Here is a 16,775-nt window from a genome sequence, read left to right as displayed (position 1 = left end):
ATATGAATTTACTCCTAGCTGCCATGGCTCCTGTTATAGCCATAATTGTATACATTAATTGTAAAGACGAATACGAAAAAGAACCTCGACGATTGTTGTTATACAATTTTCTATTAGGGGCTATTGTAAGTGTTTTAATAGCTACTATTTTATATTATGGAACAGATGTGTTCATTACCTTAAACAATGAGTATAGCGTGGCTCAGCAATTCTTTAAAGCCTTCCTTGTTGTTGCAGTTATTGAGGAATTTAGCAAATATATTATTGTCCGTTATTTTGCCCAACCCCATAAAGAGTTTAATGAACCTTATGATGGGATTATTTACGCTGTTATGGTTTCCATGGGTTTTGCGGCTACCGAAAACATCATGTATGTAATTGAAGGTGGGTATCAAGTAGCTATTTTACGTGCTTTTACAGCTGTTCCAGCTCATGCTACCTTTGGGGTACTTATGGGCTATTTTATGGGGAAGGCAAAGTTTGCTAAAAACAGATCGAAATATAATTTGCTAGGGCTTTTTCTAGCCGTTTTGTTTCATGGTTCTTACGACTTTTTCTTATTTATAGATTTTATTCCAGGGATTTGGGTGGGTGCATTTATCTCTTTATTTCTAGGTATGTACCTATCTATAAAAGCCATAAAAACACATCAGAAAAACTCATTTTTTAAAGTGTGATGCTTCTATACTGTCGCCATACAACTTGTTTCATAAATACGCAGGTCATTTTATAATTTGGAAATTGAAATTGCAGGGTCTCTAGTCTATTAATTCTTATATTTACAACATCAAATTAAAACCATATGAGTTCATCTTACAAAGTGAATGTGAATAAAACATTCGATTTTGATATCACTTCCAAGGAAATTTCTAAGCTTGACGCCATAGCGGTTTCTACCTCAGAATTTCACGTGTTACAAGAAAACAAGTCTTATAAGTGTGATATTGTTTCATCAGACTTCAATACAAAAACCTATCAAGTAAAAGTTAACAACAACACCTATAACATCAACATATTTAACCATTTAGATTTACTAATAAAGGATATGGGATTTGAAGTAGGTGCTTCCAAAAAAGTCAACGAGATTAAAGCGCCTATGCCTGGATTAATTCTAGACATTAAGGTTACCGTTGGACAAGACGTAAAGGAAGATGAGGCCCTTTTAATTCTTGAAGCCATGAAAATGGAAAACGTATTGACCTCTCCAAGAGACGGCGTTATTAAATCCATTGCAGTTTCTAAAGGCGATACCGTAGATAAAAACCAATTATTAATAGAGTTTGAATAGCATGAAAAAGTTACTAGTAGCAAACAGAGGGGAAATTGCCATTCGCGTGATGCGAACTGCAAAGAAAATGGGCATAAAAACAGTAGCAGTCTATTCAACGGCAGACAGACAGGCACCTCATGTAAAATATGCCGACGAAGCGGTGTTAATTGGTGAAGCGCCTTCCAATCAATCTTATTTGTTGGACGATAAAATTATAGAAGTTGCAAAAGCCTTAAACGTAGATGCCATCCATCCAGGCTATGGTTTTTTAAGTGAAAATGCACATTTTGCCGAATTATGCGAGCAAAACGACATCACATTTATCGGTCCTAAATCCAAAGCCATAAAAATTATGGGGTCCAAATTAGCGGCTAAAGAAGCTGTTAAGGCCTATAATATTCCTATGGTTCCAGGAACAGACGAAGCCATTACCGATATAGCCGTAGCTAAAACCATTGCTAAGGACATTGGCTTTCCTATCTTAATTAAAGCCTCTGCGGGTGGTGGTGGAAAAGGCATGCGCGTGGTTGAAAAAGAATCGGATTTCGAATCGCAAATGGACCGAGCAATTAGTGAAGCCGTTAATGCTTTTGGAGATGGGTCTGTCTTTATTGAAAAATATGTAGGATCTCCTAGACACATTGAAATTCAGGTGATGGCTGATGCACATGGAAACATCCTTCATTTATTTGAAAGAGAATGTAGTATCCAACGTCGTCATCAAAAGGTGGTAGAAGAAGCACCTTCCTCTGTACTAACTCCTAAACTACGCCAACAAATGGGTGAGGCTGCAGTAAAAGTAGCTAAAGCTTGTGATTATTTGGGTGCAGGAACTGTGGAGTTTTTATTGGACGAGAAGCTTAATTTCTATTTCTTGGAAATGAACACCCGTTTGCAAGTGGAGCATCCGGTAACCGAATTGATTACAGGAACCGATTTAGTAGAACTGCAAATTCGTGTGGCTCGAGGGGAAGTCCTTCCATTGAAACAAGACGATTTAAAAATAACCGGTCACGCATTGGAGCTACGTGTTTATGCGGAAGACCCTTTAAACGATTTCCTTCCAAGTGTTGGAAATTTGGAAGTGTATCAATTACCTGTGGGCGAAAACATTCGAGTGGACAATGGTTTTGAAGAAGGTATGGACATTCCTATCTATTACGACCCGATGCTTTCTAAACTAATTACCTACGGAAGCACCCGAGCTGAAGCCATTGAATTAATGATTAAAGCCATTTCTAACTATCAGGTAGAAGGCATTCAAACCACCTTACCGTTTGGAACTTTTGTATGCGAACATGAGGCTTTCAGATCGGGAGATTTCGACACCCATTTCGTGAAGAAATATTATTCACCAGAGGCCTTATTGGAAAAACAAAAGGAAGAAGCCAAAGTTGCTGCCACTCTAGCTTTAAAACAATATTTAGAAGACCAAAAACTGTTACGAGTTCCCTTAAAATAGCTTAAAGCTTTTTTTTCGGGATACTCCGAATAACTAGATGTTATCCATAACATAACAACAACTATTTATCCGCCCAAAGCGGTAGCTTAGGCGGAGCCATACAACAAACATCATATATGGAATCAAAAATAAAAAACTTAAACGAAAAACTAGCCCAAGCCTATTTAGGTGGCGGACAAGCACGTATAGATAAACAGCATAAAAACAAAAAACTAACAGCTAGAGAGCGTGTTATGTATTTGTTAGACGAGGGTTCGTTTGAAGAAATTGGTGCATTGGTAACCCACAGGACCAAAGACTTCGGTATGGAAAAACAGAAATTCTATGGTGATGGGGTCGTTACGGGTTACGGAACCATCGATGGTAAATTGGTTTATATTTTTGCTCAGGATTTCACTGTCTTTGGAGGCTCCTTATCTGAAACCCATGCCGAGAAAATATGTAAAATCATGGATTTAGCCCTTAAAGTTGGAGCGCCTTTAATAGGCTTAAACGATTCAGGTGGCGCTCGAATTCAAGAAGGGGTTCGCTCTTTAGGTGGTTACGCCGATATTTTTTACAGAAACGTACAGGCTTCTGGAGTAATTCCACAAATCTCTGCTATTATGGGTCCTTGCGCTGGAGGTGCCGTTTATTCGCCAGCTATGACGGATTTTACCATGATGGTTGAAGATTCCAGTTATATGTTTGTAACCGGACCAAACGTAGTAAAAACGGTAACCAACGAAGAAGTGACCTCTGAAGAGCTTGGAGGAGCTAGCACCCATTCAACAAAATCGGGAGTAGCACACATCACCTCATCTAACGATGTAGCATGTTTGGAAGACATTAAAAGGTTGTTAAGCTATTTACCACAAAACAATACAGAAACTCCCCCACTCTTGCCTTACGAGTTACAGGATGAAGTAAGAGACAGCCTTTCAGATATCATTCCTGCTAATGCCAACAAGCCATACGACATGCAGCAAGTGATTTCTGGAATCATTGATACAGATTCCTTTTACGAAATCCATAAAAACTATGCGGAGAACATTATTGTTGGTTTTGCGCGTTTAGGTGGAAGAAGTATTGGTATTGTTGCCAACCAACCGATGTATCTTGCTGGGGTTTTAGATGTAAACAGTTCTAAAAAAGCCGCTCGTTTTGTTCGTTTTTGCGATGCCTTTAATATTCCGCTATTAGTTCTAGAAGATGTTCCTGGATTTTTACCTGGAACCGATCAAGAGTGGAACGGAATTATTGTGCATGGTGCCAAATTGCTATATGCTTTTAGTGAAGCCACTGTACCAAGAGTTACCGTTATTACTAGAAAAGCCTACGGGGGTGCCTACGACGTTATGAATTCGAAACACATTGGAGCCGACATGAACTTTGCTTGGCCAAGTGCTGAAATTGCCGTGATGGGAGCCAAAGGTGCTGCTGAAATCATCTTTAAAAAAGAAATCAGTGCTGCCGAAGACCAAGAGGCGAAATGGAAAGAAAAAGAAGCTGAGTATGCCGATTTATTTGCCAATCCGTATAGCGCTGCTGAACGTGGTTTTATAGACGAAGTTATTTTACCTAAGGACACCAGACGCAAACTAATCAAAGCCTTTTCTATGCTAGAAAACAAAGAGGTTGTAAAACCTCAACGCAAGCATGGAAACATTCCTTTATAAGTAACAAACTTCCTTATTTAAATAATGCGCTTGTAGTTCATTAAGCTTAATTTATTACAAGCGCATTATTCATTTTGACTACAAAAGTCTACTTTTGCAGCATGCAAGAAAACCAAACTGTAAAATTTGAATTTATAGCCTTAATGGCCTCCTTAATGTCTATTGTGGCTTTAGCTATAGACGCTATTTTACCTGCCATATCTACCATAGGCGCATCCATAAATAGCTTGGACAGCACGAGCAATCAGTTACTCATTACCATGATTTTTTTGGGCTTGGGGGTTGGACAGCTTATTATAGGTCCTTTATCCGACAGTGTGGGAAGAAAACCCATGGTTTATATAGGTTTCGTTATTTTTGCCCTGGCAAGTATCATCTGTGTGCTTTCGCCTAGCTTGGAATGGATGGTTTTTGGAAGAATCCTTCAAGGCATTGGCTTAGCCGCTCCTAGAACCATAGCAATTGCCATTATTAGGGATTTATATAAAGGCGATTATATGGCGAAAATCATGTCGTTTATTACCACCTTTTTCATATTAGTTCCTGTAGTTGCTCCGGTTATGGGGAAATTTATTTTAAATCACTACAATTGGAAAGGGATTTTTTATGTGCAGTTACTCATTGCCTTTTTGGTTTGTATTTGGTTTTGGAAAAAGCAACCTGAAACGCTGAAGCCTGAACACCAAGTAAAATTCAACAAACATTTGTTTATAGATGGTTTTAAAGAATTAATAAAACATAAAATAACCCTTGGCTTTACCATTATATCCGGATTTATTTCTGGAGCTTTTATTGTGTACCTAAGTGCCTCACAAGTTATTTTTGAAAACCAATACGGCCTAATAGAGGAGTTTCCCTTTATATTTGCAGGTTTAGCCGTTGGTGTGGGCTTATCTACCTTTTTAAATGCTACTCTAGTCATGCATTTAGGGATGTGGCGTTTATCTTTTATTGCTATAATCACATTTAGTATAAACGCCTTATTATATGTGTTGATATTTTGGAATTCTCCCAACCCTAGTTTACCTGTTTTACTGGTATTTATGGCCATTCAGTTCCTAACTATTGGCTTTATTTTCGGGAATATTAGGGCCATAGCCATGGAGCCTATAGGACATATAGCTGGAATTGGTGCCTCCATAACCGGCTTTGTTTCTACCATTATGGCCGTACCAATTGCAAATTATATAGGAAGTTTTATTACTACCACTGCGTTACCCCTATTTATCGGGTTTTCAGTTTTTGGAATCCTATCTGTTTTAATTTTTGTTCGTATGCATGCCATTCCCAATAAGGAGGACATTCTATCTGAGGTTTTAAAGTAAGCCTTTCATTACTGCCACTATTGAGGACATAATATATTCCACCCCTATGGCAATAACAATAAATCCAATAATTCTCGATAAGGCATTAATTCCGGAGTCGCCTAAAAACTTAACAATTAAGTGTGCACTCTTTAAAATTAGGTAAATAGCCAAAGAAGCAGCTACAATAGATCCTACAATAATTAAAATATCTTGAGTTGCGGTATATTCTTGGTTATAGGCAATAAGCAAGGAAATAGTTCCAGGACCTGCCAACATAGGAATGGCTAATGGTGTTAATGAAATAGGGTCTCTATTTTCAATTATTTCCTTTACTCTATCACGTTTAATACCTTTGTGCTCTCTAAATTTACCTGTTAATAAGGCAAACCCTGAAGTAGCAATAATTAGTCCTCCAGCAATTTTTAAAGCGTTCAAGCTAATTCCGAAAAAGGACAAAATAAACTTTCCTACAAAGAAAGAAAGCAGTAAAATAGCCAAAACATCAATGGCCGTCCAAAAGGCGGTTACTGCTCTAGCTTTTTTAGAATAATCGTTAGTTAAACCAACAAATATTGGAACTGTTCCTAGCGGATTCATAATTGAAAAAAGGGCTCCAAAACTTAATAAAAATAACTCCATGTTTTTTACTGTAAAAATCAATACTTTTTAATGCTTAGCATGTTACCCATGCCTTAACAAACTCTGTCGAATTTGTTAAATTAGAAAGCCACAAGAACCAGAGTTCTCGTGGCTATTTTAATATAAACGAATATACTCTTTTTTGCTTATTCTACTATTTTCAAGAAAACCTGAGTCTTAACCTCTCTATAGTCTTCAATTAACTTAACATATTTTGTACAAAACACATCATGTTGATTGATATAAAATAAGTCGCATTCCAAATCATCACATTCATGAAAACTATCAATAGAACTTTTATAGTTAATCAGTTCGTTTAGCATGGCTGTATTAAGCGTGTTAATCTCTGAAAGCTTTTCACTTAAAACCTTATCGCCAATTTTATTCGTTGTTATTTGTCCTAACCAATCGCATTCCTTGGTGATATAATTTAAGTGAGAAATCCAAATATTTAGTTCTTGCAATCGTTTTGCATGAATAATCTCTTCATCAGTATCGTGCGAAAAAAACTTATTTAATTCCATGTTTATTAGATTTGATTACTTTCTGTTTTTCTTTGTTTTACTTCTTTAATTTCCAGTGATTTTACACCTCCTGGAAACTCCCAATCTATAATATCGCCTTGTGCATAACCCATGACAGCTAAACCCATAGCGGTTAATACGGAAATCTTTTTTTCAGAATAATTACTTTCTGATGGCTCTACCAGTTGAAAACTATTTTCCCAACCATCAGCCGATCCCACAGTGACTTCTGAGTTAAACCTAACCACATCTTCTGGCATCTCCTCATCTTCATAAACACTTGCAGATTCTAACTCTTGTTTGAGTCTTAAAACTGAATTTTTTCTAGAGGCATCCTTATGATTTCCTGATAAGTTTAAAAGTCGCTGCAAATTTACGAATTCTTTCTTCTCTAATATCAAACTACCGTATTTCATTATAAATTAATTTATTAATTATGGAAAAATCCCTCTTTGGATATAAGCTTTTTCAATACGCGCAATGGCTAACACATAGGCAGCCGTACGCATATCCATTTCTTTTTCTTCAGATGATTTTAATACTTTTTTAAACACATCATTTAATTTTTTGGAAATTTTGGCCATAACCTCATCTAGTTCCCAAAGTTCTCCATTTCTATTTTGTAGCCATTCAAAATAACTACCAATAACACCACCAGAATTACATAAAATATCTGGTATAATAGTTACTCCGCGTTTTAGCAATATATTTTCTGCTTCAACTGTAGTTGGACCATTGGCGCCTTCTGCAATTAAATACGCTTTTATGTCCTTGGCATTCTCCTCAGTAATTTGATTTCCTAAGGCAGCCGGAATACATATATCACACTCTAAGCCAAAAAAGGAGTTGCCGTCTATTGCTGTTCCATTTGGATAGCCAACCAGGCTTCCTTTGTTATCTTGGATGTATGCGTTTAGGGCTTCCGTTCCTAGACCTTCCTTGTTTGCAATGGTTCCAAAAGCATCTTGAACCGCCACTAATTTCGCTCCGTCCAATTCTAAGAAATGTGCAGCCCAATAGCCAACATTTCCAAAACCTTGTACGATAAAAGTTTTATCCTTTAAATCGATATTTTTATGTGCTACCCAAGCTTTAATGGTTAAGTACACACCAAAGCCTGTTGCTCTATCACGACCTTCTAAACCTCCAGAACCCACAGGCTTTCCTGTTACTACGTGTTGGTTTTTAGAACGCTCCGACGGCGCTTTGGTGGACATATACGTATCGGCAATCCAAGCCATGGTTTGGGCGCTGGTATTAACATCAGGTGCAGGAATATCGTGTTCTGGCCCAATGTTTTCACCTAAAGCATAAGCAAAACGTCTGGTAATACGCTCCAACTCGGAAGCTGAGTATTTGGATGGATCCATTTGGATACCACCTTTAGCTCCACCATAAGGCAAACCAGCTAAGGAGGTTTTCCAAGTCATCCACATAGCCAAAGCTTTCACAGAATCAATATCAATGGTTGGGTGGTACCTTAAGCCTCCTTTATATGGTCCTAATGCATTGTTATGCTGAACTCGGTAGCCTTTAAAAATTTCCACTTCGCCATTATCCATCCTTACTGGAAAATGAATGATTAATTCGTTGTTTGTAACAGCCAGGATTTTTCTAACATTTGGATTAAGTTTCACCAAATCGGCAGCATAATTAAACTGCTCCATAACATTTTCTAACATGCCTTGCTTTGGTTGTTCCTTTTTTACTTTTTTTGTTAATGTCATCTATTGTTTAATTTATTTAAGTTCTTTTAAATCGTCCTTATGATTACACCAATTAATACACCTTGGTTGCTAATTCGGGAAACTTGTTTTTGTTGTTACATATACGTAACATATTCAAAAAAAGTTGGTGTTCTATGTTAATTTTCCACATCGAGGTACTGGCAAGTTTTACATTGTTTACTCACCGGAATCGTTATAAATTAGTTTCTATGAGCTGTATCCAACTTACCTTCCTCCTAGGCCAAGTACGTCTCGACAATTAAATATACAACATAAACTACTAACTTTCAGATAATTGATTGTATTTTCACCTAGGGGTACACAAAAACCAACCGAGGGTGTTTCTTCACTTAAGTACTACACACCCAATAGTTACATTTATTTCATGGTGTTACCAAAGAGCTTCTTAATTACTTCAAGTAGCCGTAACGTTTGTTATTTATTGCTTGTTCATGACTTTGAACCGCCTTACAATATCCGTCTTCTTAGGACAGATTAAAGGTAAAAAATCTTTTTCGTTTGAGGTATGTATTTTTTAATTTAAATATTCAGGTGTTTTTACAGCTCTTTCCTAAGTAGGTTTATCTATTCATTATCAAGAAGTTTCATTGTAAAAAAAGTTTATAACAGGGCTGTTAAAGCTAGAGGTTTGCTGACACGGGTAAAGTTTCTAACTGGTTCTATTCCTTTATTTTCCCTAGAAAAAATACTGAGTTCTTTTTAAATTAAGATACTTTTAAAACCACCCGATATCTTGCTTTTCCGCTTTCTAAATGCGAAATGGCGCGATTTACCTCTTCCAATTTAAATTCTTCCACCGTTGGGTAAATGTCGTGCCTTACACAAAAATCCAACATGGTTCTAGTTAAGGCAATACTTCCTAAGGGGCTACCTCCTATCGATTTCTCACCGCCAATTAATGAAAAGGCAGGAATGGCCATAGGCTCTAAAACTCCTCCTACGGTATGAAAGTGGCCTTGAGGAGCCAAGGTATTTAAATAAGAATTCCAATTTAATGACACATTGGTGGTGTTTAGTATAAAATTCAAACGCCCACGAATACTTTTCAAGGCTTCTGGATTGGTAGAATCTATAACCTTAGTCGCACCCATGGCTAAAACTTGCGCCTTCTTAGCTGGGTTAGATGAAAAGGCTATCACTTCGCAGCCCCATGCTTTTAAGAACTTTATGGCCATGTGTCCCAATCCTCCAATACCAATAACCCCTACCCGATCGGTAGGTTTTACGTTAGCTATAAAAATAGGGTTAAATACGGTGATACCGCCACAAAGCAAAGGACCTGCTTTAGCTAAATCAATATTTTCTGGCAATGGAATGGCCCACGACCAATGGCTACGCACGTAGTTAGCAAAACCTCCATGTCTCCCAACAATGGTTTGTTCGGCACTTTGGCACAAATGCTGACTTCCATCCATACATTGGTGACAGTGCATACAGGAACCCGAAAACCAGCCCAAACCTACTAGGTCGCCAAGTTTTAAGTTTTTCACTTCCTTTCCTAGTGCCACTACTTCTCCTATGATTTCATGACCTGGAACGAGTGGATATTCACTAGAGCCCCACGCATTGTTAATCATGCTTAAATCTGAATGGCAAAGCCCACAATAATGAACCTTGATATCCACTTGATCTGAAGCTAATTCTGGAAGTTGGTAGGTAAGTGTTTCTAATTTGGAGCCTGTACTTAATGCCGCATACGCGGTTACCTGTCTCATAATAAAGCTGGTTTTAGTATCTATAAAGATACGTAATTAAGTGTGGTTTTACAGAAAAGCAAAGAGTTTATTTGAGTGAAACCATTTGCGGATAAAACATGAATTTTTCCTGCCACCTGTCGAAACGTTCATCATATTTTGTTGTAAAAACAAGGTATTGGCATTTTTCCAAGCTTTCCGGCAGTCGAGACACATCGCTTAAATGCGTGCCTCTAAACAAGAATTCAGCATCATCCACTATAAACATTTGTAGTTTTCTTACGTTTACGTTGTTCATAAAAAACAACTTATTAAAGCGCTTTGGTGTGGTAATTAATATATCAATACCATTGTATATTTCATCACGCTGGGTGTCTATTTTTTGTTCTTCATACACGCCATACAAACGCAAATCTGTTCTAGCTATGTACTTATTGAATTCATTTTCCAACTCCAAAACAGCTTCTTTATCTCTAACAAAAATAATGGCTCTTGGCGCATCTTCAAAAGCTTCGCCATTTAATTTCTGAACCACGCCTAAAATTAAGGCGGTTGTTTTCCCCGATCCTTTTGGTGCTATTCCAAACAAATGGGAACCAGATTTTATTTTTGAAAGCGTTTTTTTCTGAAATGGCAAGGGTTTTTCAAATCCTTGTTTTTCTATAGCGTCTTGAAGAGGTTGGATTAATTTTTTAAAAGGCATAATTTCATTTATTATTGCAAAGATACTTTAATTATATTTTTGCTTGGTAGGTATAAAGGTCGAAATATCGGCCTTGTTTTGCAATGAGCTCCTCGTGGGTTCCTCGTTCGGCAATACGACCCGCTTCCACTACTAAAATTTGATCGGCTTTTTTTATGGTACTCAATCGGTGGGCAATAACTATGGTGGTTCGATTTTTTGTTAATTCCGATAAACTTTTCTGAATCAAGCCTTCACTTTCCGTATCTAAATTAGAAGTAGCTTCATCTAGAATAATAATTTTCGGATCGGCCAATATAGCTCTTGCAATCGCCAATCTCTGACGTTGTCCTCCTGAAAGTTTCACGCCTCGTTCGCCAATTAAGGTGTCTAAGCCCTCCTCAAACCTATCTGTAAATTCATTCACATATGCCGCCTTTACCGCATGCTGAAGTTCTTCTTCAGAGGCATGGGGTTTTGGAAAAAGTATGTTCTCCCTAATAGTACCTTCAAACAAAAACTCATCTTGTAAAACCACACCTAAATGCTGTCTATAACTGCTTAGATTTACTTTAGACAAGTCTTGATGATCTATCGTAACCAAGCCCGATTTTGGATTTAAAAAAGTTGCGACCAAGCCAGCAATGGTCGATTTCCCTGAGCCCGAACTCCCCACTAAAGCCGTTACGGAGCCAGGGGGCGCAACAAAGTTAATATGGTGTAGAACCTCTTTATCTGCTTCATATTGAAAGGACACATCCTTAAACTCTAAATGGCCATCCACACGGTCTAAAACAATGCTTCGGTTTTCCTGATCCTCTTCCGCCGTCATGTTCATCAACTCTTCCGTTCTGTCCAATCCTGCCAAAGCTTCGGTAAGTTGGCTTCCTATATTGCTCATTTGTACTATAGGTGCAATCATAAAACCTAACAACAAGGTAAAGGATAAGAAATCACCAATGGTTAATTCTCCCGTCATAATTTTATATCCACCAATTCCCATAATTCCTGTAGAGGCCATTCCTAGCAGGAAGGTTGATGTACTAGTCATTACCGCCGTGGCTGTCAAGCTTTTTTTAACATTTTGGAACAACCTTTCCACCCCAGCTTCAAAGGCTTTATTTTCTTGTTCTTCGGCATTAAAAGCTTTTATAACCCGAACTCCCGCCAAGGTTTCTGTTAGTCTACCAGTTACTTGGGCATTAATAACCCCACGTTTTCTAAATATTGGTCGGATATAGCCAAAGGCCTTTAAGGCAATAACCCCAAAAATAGCCACTGGAACCAACACAAACAAGGTCATGGACCAACTAATGTTTAGCAGTAGAATTAATGAAATAACAGCAGTAATAGTTCCACCTACCATTTGAACCAAGCCTGTTCCTATCAGGTTTCTAACTCCTTCCACATCGGTCATGATTCTAGAAACCAATTCGCCCGATTTGGTATTATCAAAAAACCGGATGGGCAAGGAAAGCACTTTTTTCTGTACTTGAGCACGCAACTCACTTATTAAAAACTGCGCTTGTACACTTAATATTTTTGTTAGTAAAAACGAGGTAACCGATTGCACCAAAATAGCTATACCTACTATTAGCAGTAAACTGTATAATTGTTGGTAGTCCTTATTGGGGATAACATCGTCCAATAAGGCTTTACTTTTCCAGGGTAACACCAAGCTAGACAACCTACTCAATACAATAAGAATCAAGCCTATAAACACCAAATTCCGTCTAGGCCAAATTATGGTTTTAAATGCTTGAGCTACCGTTACCTTCTTTTTTTGGTCCTTGGATCCTGTTGTTTTGCTTTTATAATGCTGCATGTAGTGTTGTGTAAAGTGAAGAAACTCTTTAGGTTCGAGCCATATCCGTCAATTAACATGCCATTGTTGATTGTATGACATATTTGCAACAGGCTTCAGGTATTTATTTATAAAACTGATAAAATACTTCAGGATTTCCCTATTAAAGAGCTTAAAATTTCTTAATTTTAAAGGAACACAATTACCTGTTTTACAATAAGTTTCAAACAGCAAACTAATAACAGAGTACTTGTAAGTTATTGATGCTTTTAGTCCGCCTTCAATAAATTTGTAGGCTTGGACGAGCCCATAGATTTATTATAAGGTAGTACCTGTTTAAGGATGAACACCAAAAGAAATCGAATTTAAAATTTATTATCATGCTACAAAGATATTACGACACCGTAAGCGAGGCTACAAACGACCTAGCACGAAGAGGCTATAGCACCAATTTTTCATTAATGACGGATGAAGAGTGTCTGATTTGTCATAAAACCTCCATTCAATTATCGCCAGACGATTTTGAAATTGACGAAATTCATCGATTTGAAGGCATGACAGACCCGGGAGACGAAATGATTGTTTATGCCATTTCCTCTGCTAAATTCCAAATGAAAGGCCTGGTTGTAAATGCCTATGGCATGTATGCCGACCACGCTGCATCAGCCATTGTTAAAAAGCTAAGCAAAGGAAAAGACTCCTAATTTCTAAGCCATTCCTCATCAAGTTTGGTTGGTCGTTTAAAGTTCGACTAGTTTGAAAACACAGCCAAGCCCCAGCCCTACTTTCTTAACTTTAATTAAACAATGGAAACAGCTTACTTCCTGCATTCAGCAACATGCATGTAAATACAAGTGATTGGGATGTAAACTTACTAGGCCATTTTAATTTGTAAATAAGCCGCAGAATGCTACTTGTATATAAAAAAAGCTTATTTTAGTTGGTGCATAAGGAGGCACTTTATTGTTTTGCACCTAAATAAGTGCAGTACATACAAGTAACCCTTATCAACAAAACGCAGGTATTAAAAAGCATACACAAGCACTGACATACCGGTATTACAAACAACTTTAAAATCACCCTATCATGGCAAAAAGTCAAGACGCAAAAAAGAACGTAAAAAAAGAAGCCCTTAAAACACCTAAGGAGAAAAAAGCAGAGAAGAAATTGAAGAAGACTAAGAAGTAAATTAGAGCTTTAACACCATTTTTTTGAAGTTTATAAACTGTATAAAAACCACTTAAAAGAAACTAACTAACAGGTATGAAAACCATTAAAATTGAAGTTAAATGGGCCCTTATATTTTCAGTAATGGGATTAATTTGGATGCTATTAGAAAAAGTATCTGGTTTGCATGGAAAATATATCGACTATCATCTGTACCTAACCAATCTTTTTGCCATTCCTGCGATTATTGTCATGGTTCTGGCATTAAAGGACAAGAAGCAAAATTTTTATAAGGGGCAAATGAGTTATAAACAAGGCTTGATATCAGGTAGTATTCTATCCATCATCATCGCCTTAATAAGCCCTTTAACCCAATGGATTACATCCTTTGTTATCACGCCAGAATATTTCCCAAACGTTATAAAACGCTCTGTGGAAATAGGCTATTTTAATACCCTAGCAGAAGCAGAGGCTTATTTCAACTATAAAAATTACGCCATTCAAGGAGCCCTTGGCGCCCTGGTTATGGGAGTTGTAACCACAGCCATTGCCATGATTTTTATTCGGACAAAAAACAACGCATAGGACCTTATGACATTTTAAAAGGGCTTATTTAAAAGGGGCTGTTATAAAACTCGAAAATGCTCTTATAAATGGGTTTTACGAGTCAAAAAAATTCACTGCTTTAAATTTGACTCTTATGCTTTATTTTAGTTAACTTTATACAAATCAACTTACTATGAAGCCAATTATCACCTTAAAACCCCTTCAGTATAAAAACAAAAGCCAAATAGCCATTGGATTTGTATATAACGACCAAACAAAATCCTACATAAAAAATTTTGAGGGAGTTGCTTGGAGCCAGTCTAACAAAACGTTTTATGTTACACATAGCAAGCAAACATTACATGAGCTTTTTACTTACTTAAAAAAGGGAGGCTTTTACATAGATTATAGTGCCTTAAAGTATGCCAAAAAGTCCCCTGCAACGATTAAAAACAAAATAAAACCACCTAATAAAGTCACCTTATACCAGGAGCTGTCCTTAGACCAAAAAACACTTTTAAAGGATTATGTTACTTATTTACGTGGTAAAAGGCTAAGTGAAAGCACTGTTTCCTCGTACGGATATTTTATACTTAGATATTTACACCTTCATAAAGCTGTTGAAAAAGCCGATTGGAGTGTCCAAAACATTCGTTGGTTTATAGAACAAGTCATTGCAAAAGAGCACTATAGTATAAGCAGCCACCGACAATGCGTAAGTGCTATCAAACATTTTACTGCTTTTTGCAATTTGGATAATTTTGATGCTAGTACTTTTGAACGGCCTAAAAAAAGCCAATATTTACCAACTGTTTTATCAAAAGAAGCCATTATAGACATCCTACAAGCCACCAAAAACTTGAAACACCGAGCCATTATTGGTTTGCTTTATTCTGGAGGACTTAGAATTAGTGAATTATTAAATTTAAAACTTGAGGATTTAGACTTAAACAGAAACCAAATACATATTAAACAAGGGAAGGGTAGAAAAGATCGTATAGTAGGTATGAGTGAGGTTATTAAACCCTTATTGATGAATTATATTTATACCTATCAACCTGCTTATTATGTTATAGAAGGACGTGAAGGCAACATGTATTCGGCCAGTAGTATACGAGCCTTTTTAAAACAATCGTGCAAACTAGCTGGCATAAATAAAACCGTTACCCCACATACCTTACGTCATAGTTTTGCCACCCACATGTTAGAAAATGGTATTGATATCCGTTACATACAAGAATTATTAGGACACACGAAGCCTGAAACCACTATGATTTACACCCATGTTGCACAAAAAAGCCTTATGCAGATACGCAACCCATTAGATGTTACGGTAGAAGAGCTTCAATTAAAAGACAAAAGCAACAAAAAAGTTCTCATATCCCGAAATTATAACCGATAATCAGCTATATTTGATTTCATATAACAAGTTGGGCAATATACAAAAAAGCCACCGCACAAACAGCACATTTGGTTTTTGCCAGCACGAAAGCCAAAGCTAAAAAACCAAAAGAGCTGTTTTACCAACGCACTGAAAGAAAAACTAACTTTGTAAGGAAATTTGAGATTTGAATAAATGACAATAGAAAAATACATCGACAACATAAATCAGAGATACAAACTAGGGAATGCAACGGAGCATACTTTTAGAGGCGACTTACAACAGTTATTGGAAAGTTTAGTGCCTGAAATAAGAGCAACCAACGAACCGAAAAGACAATCTTGCGGTGCACCAGACTACATCTTGACAAAAAAGGATATTCCAGTAGGGTTTATTGAAGCGAAAGACATTGGCGACAAAGACCTTGAAGGAAAAAAGAAATCGGTAAACAAAGAACAATTTGACCGCTATAAAGCTTCCTTAGACAATCTGATTTTCACCGATTATATAGATTTTCATCTGTATAATAATGGCGAATTTATTACCAAAATAGCCATTGCAGAAATCACGGACAAAGGAATAAAACCTTTACCTGAGAACTTTGGCAACTTTGAAAATCTTATCAAAGACTTTTGTGTTCACATTGGACAAAACATAAAAAGTCCAAAAAAATTAGCCGAAATGATGGCGGGCAAAGCCAGACTTCTGTCTGATGTGATTGGAAAAGCTTTGATAAGTGATGAAGAAAATCATCAAAACAGTACGCTTCGAGAACAAAAACAAGCTTTCAAGGAGATTTTAATTCACGATATTACTCCTAAAGGATTTGCTGATGTGTATGCTCAAACCATTGCGTATGGAATGTTTGCAGCTCGATTGCACGACCCAACTTT

Annotated in this window: 15 protein-coding genes and 1 pseudogene; 9 read left to right on the top strand and 7 right to left on the bottom strand. The window is 37.0% G+C overall.

The features are described 5' to 3' along the window. Nucleotides 1-2 precede the first annotated feature (2 nt). The 5 genes from VKY41_RS00710 to VKY41_RS00690 all read left to right on the top strand — a co-directional run bounded on the left by VKY41_RS00710 (nucleotide 3) and on the right by VKY41_RS00690 (nucleotide 5,715). Nucleotides 3-677 carry a PrsW family intramembrane metalloprotease gene (locus VKY41_RS00710; protein WP_500812512.1) on the top strand — a complete coding sequence of 225 codons (675 nt, stop codon included), beginning with the start codon at nucleotides 3-5 and terminating at the stop codon, nucleotides 675-677. 125 nt (nucleotides 678-802) lie between these two features. Then, the gene (locus VKY41_RS00705) at nucleotides 803-1,288 is read left to right on the top strand and encodes an acyl-CoA carboxylase biotin carboxyl carrier protein subunit (protein ID WP_500812511.1); all 486 of its coding nucleotides are present in this window, start codon (nucleotides 803-805) and stop codon (nucleotides 1,286-1,288) included. Nucleotide 1,289: 1 nt separating this feature from the next. Next, nucleotides 1,290-2,732: an acetyl-CoA carboxylase biotin carboxylase subunit gene (gene accC / locus VKY41_RS00700; RefSeq protein WP_500812510.1), complete on the top strand. Its 1,443-nt coding sequence runs from the start codon at nucleotides 1,290-1,292 to the stop codon at nucleotides 2,730-2,732. A gap of 116 nt (nucleotides 2,733-2,848) precedes the next feature. Beyond that, complete coding sequence (locus VKY41_RS00695) at nucleotides 2,849-4,390, top strand: acyl-CoA carboxylase subunit beta (RefSeq protein ID WP_500812509.1); 1,542 nt, start codon at nucleotides 2,849-2,851, stop codon at nucleotides 4,388-4,390. Nucleotides 4,391-4,464: 74 nt separating this feature from the next. Next, on the top strand, nucleotides 4,465-5,715 hold the full coding sequence (locus VKY41_RS00690) for a multidrug effflux MFS transporter (RefSeq protein ID WP_500812508.1): 1,251 nt from the start codon (nucleotides 4,465-4,467) through the stop codon (nucleotides 5,713-5,715). On the opposite strand, the gene VKY41_RS00685 is transcribed toward VKY41_RS00690, so the two are convergent. The 7 genes from VKY41_RS00685 to VKY41_RS00655 all read right to left on the bottom strand — a co-directional run bounded on the left by VKY41_RS00685 (nucleotide 5,707) and on the right by VKY41_RS00655 (nucleotide 12,809). Next, nucleotides 5,707-6,336 carry a MarC family protein gene (locus tag VKY41_RS00685; RefSeq protein WP_500812507.1) on the bottom strand — a complete coding sequence of 210 codons (630 nt, stop codon included), beginning with the start codon at nucleotides 6,334-6,336 and terminating at the stop codon, nucleotides 5,707-5,709. The genes VKY41_RS00690 and VKY41_RS00685 overlap by 9 nt on opposite strands. 146 nt (nucleotides 6,337-6,482) lie before the next feature. After that, entirely contained in the window at nucleotides 6,483-6,860 is a 378-nt protein-coding gene (locus tag VKY41_RS00680; RefSeq protein WP_500812506.1) for a hypothetical protein, read from the bottom strand. Nucleotides 6,861-6,865: 5 nt separating this feature from the next. Then, entirely contained in the window at nucleotides 6,866-7,276 is a 411-nt protein-coding gene (locus VKY41_RS00675) for a GreA/GreB family elongation factor (protein ID WP_500812505.1), read from the bottom strand. Nucleotides 7,277-7,294: 18 nt separating this feature from the next. Continuing rightward, nucleotides 7,295-8,587, bottom strand: coding sequence for a Glu/Leu/Phe/Val family dehydrogenase (locus VKY41_RS00670; protein WP_500812504.1), 1,293 nt, complete (start codon nucleotides 8,585-8,587; stop codon nucleotides 7,295-7,297). A 725-nt stretch (nucleotides 8,588-9,312) separates the two neighbouring features. Continuing rightward, the gene (gene ahr / locus VKY41_RS00665) at nucleotides 9,313-10,323 is read right to left on the bottom strand and encodes an NADPH-dependent aldehyde reductase Ahr (protein WP_500812503.1); all 1,011 of its coding nucleotides are present in this window, start codon (nucleotides 10,321-10,323) and stop codon (nucleotides 9,313-9,315) included. 67 nt (nucleotides 10,324-10,390) lie between these two features. Then, on the bottom strand, nucleotides 10,391-11,005 hold the full coding sequence (locus VKY41_RS00660; protein WP_500812502.1) for a DEAD/DEAH box helicase: 615 nt from the start codon (nucleotides 11,003-11,005) through the stop codon (nucleotides 10,391-10,393). Between the two features lie 31 nt (nucleotides 11,006-11,036). Then, nucleotides 11,037-12,809 (bottom strand): ABC transporter ATP-binding protein, encoded by a 1,773-nt coding sequence (locus tag VKY41_RS00655; protein ID WP_500812501.1) that lies wholly within the window; start codon nucleotides 12,807-12,809, stop codon nucleotides 11,037-11,039. Between the two features lie 359 nt (nucleotides 12,810-13,168). On the opposite strand from VKY41_RS00655, the gene VKY41_RS00650 reads away from it, so the two are divergent. The 4 genes and pseudogenes from VKY41_RS00650 to VKY41_RS00635 all read left to right on the top strand — a co-directional run. Continuing rightward, nucleotides 13,169-13,492 carry a phosphoribosylpyrophosphate synthetase gene (locus tag VKY41_RS00650; protein WP_500812500.1) on the top strand — a complete coding sequence of 108 codons (324 nt, stop codon included), beginning with the start codon at nucleotides 13,169-13,171 and terminating at the stop codon, nucleotides 13,490-13,492. Nucleotides 13,493-14,051: 559 nt separating this feature from the next. After that, nucleotides 14,052-14,540, top strand: a complete 489-nt coding sequence (locus VKY41_RS00645; protein WP_500812499.1) for a DUF4199 domain-containing protein — start codon at nucleotides 14,052-14,054, stop codon at nucleotides 14,538-14,540. Nucleotides 14,541-14,694: 154 nt separating this feature from the next. Further along, nucleotides 14,695-15,903: a tyrosine-type recombinase/integrase gene (locus tag VKY41_RS00640; protein WP_500812498.1), complete on the top strand. Its 1,209-nt coding sequence runs from the start codon at nucleotides 14,695-14,697 to the stop codon at nucleotides 15,901-15,903. Between the two features lie 174 nt (nucleotides 15,904-16,077). Further along, a pseudogene (locus tag VKY41_RS00635) lies at nucleotides 16,078-16,775 on the top strand (type ISP restriction/modification enzyme); the annotation flags it as partial.

Source organism: Xanthomarina sp., from assembly GCF_035306605.1.
GTDB lineage: Bacteria > Bacteroidota > Bacteroidia > Flavobacteriales > Flavobacteriaceae > Xanthomarina.
This window is presented reverse-complemented; position numbering and strand designations above follow the sequence as displayed.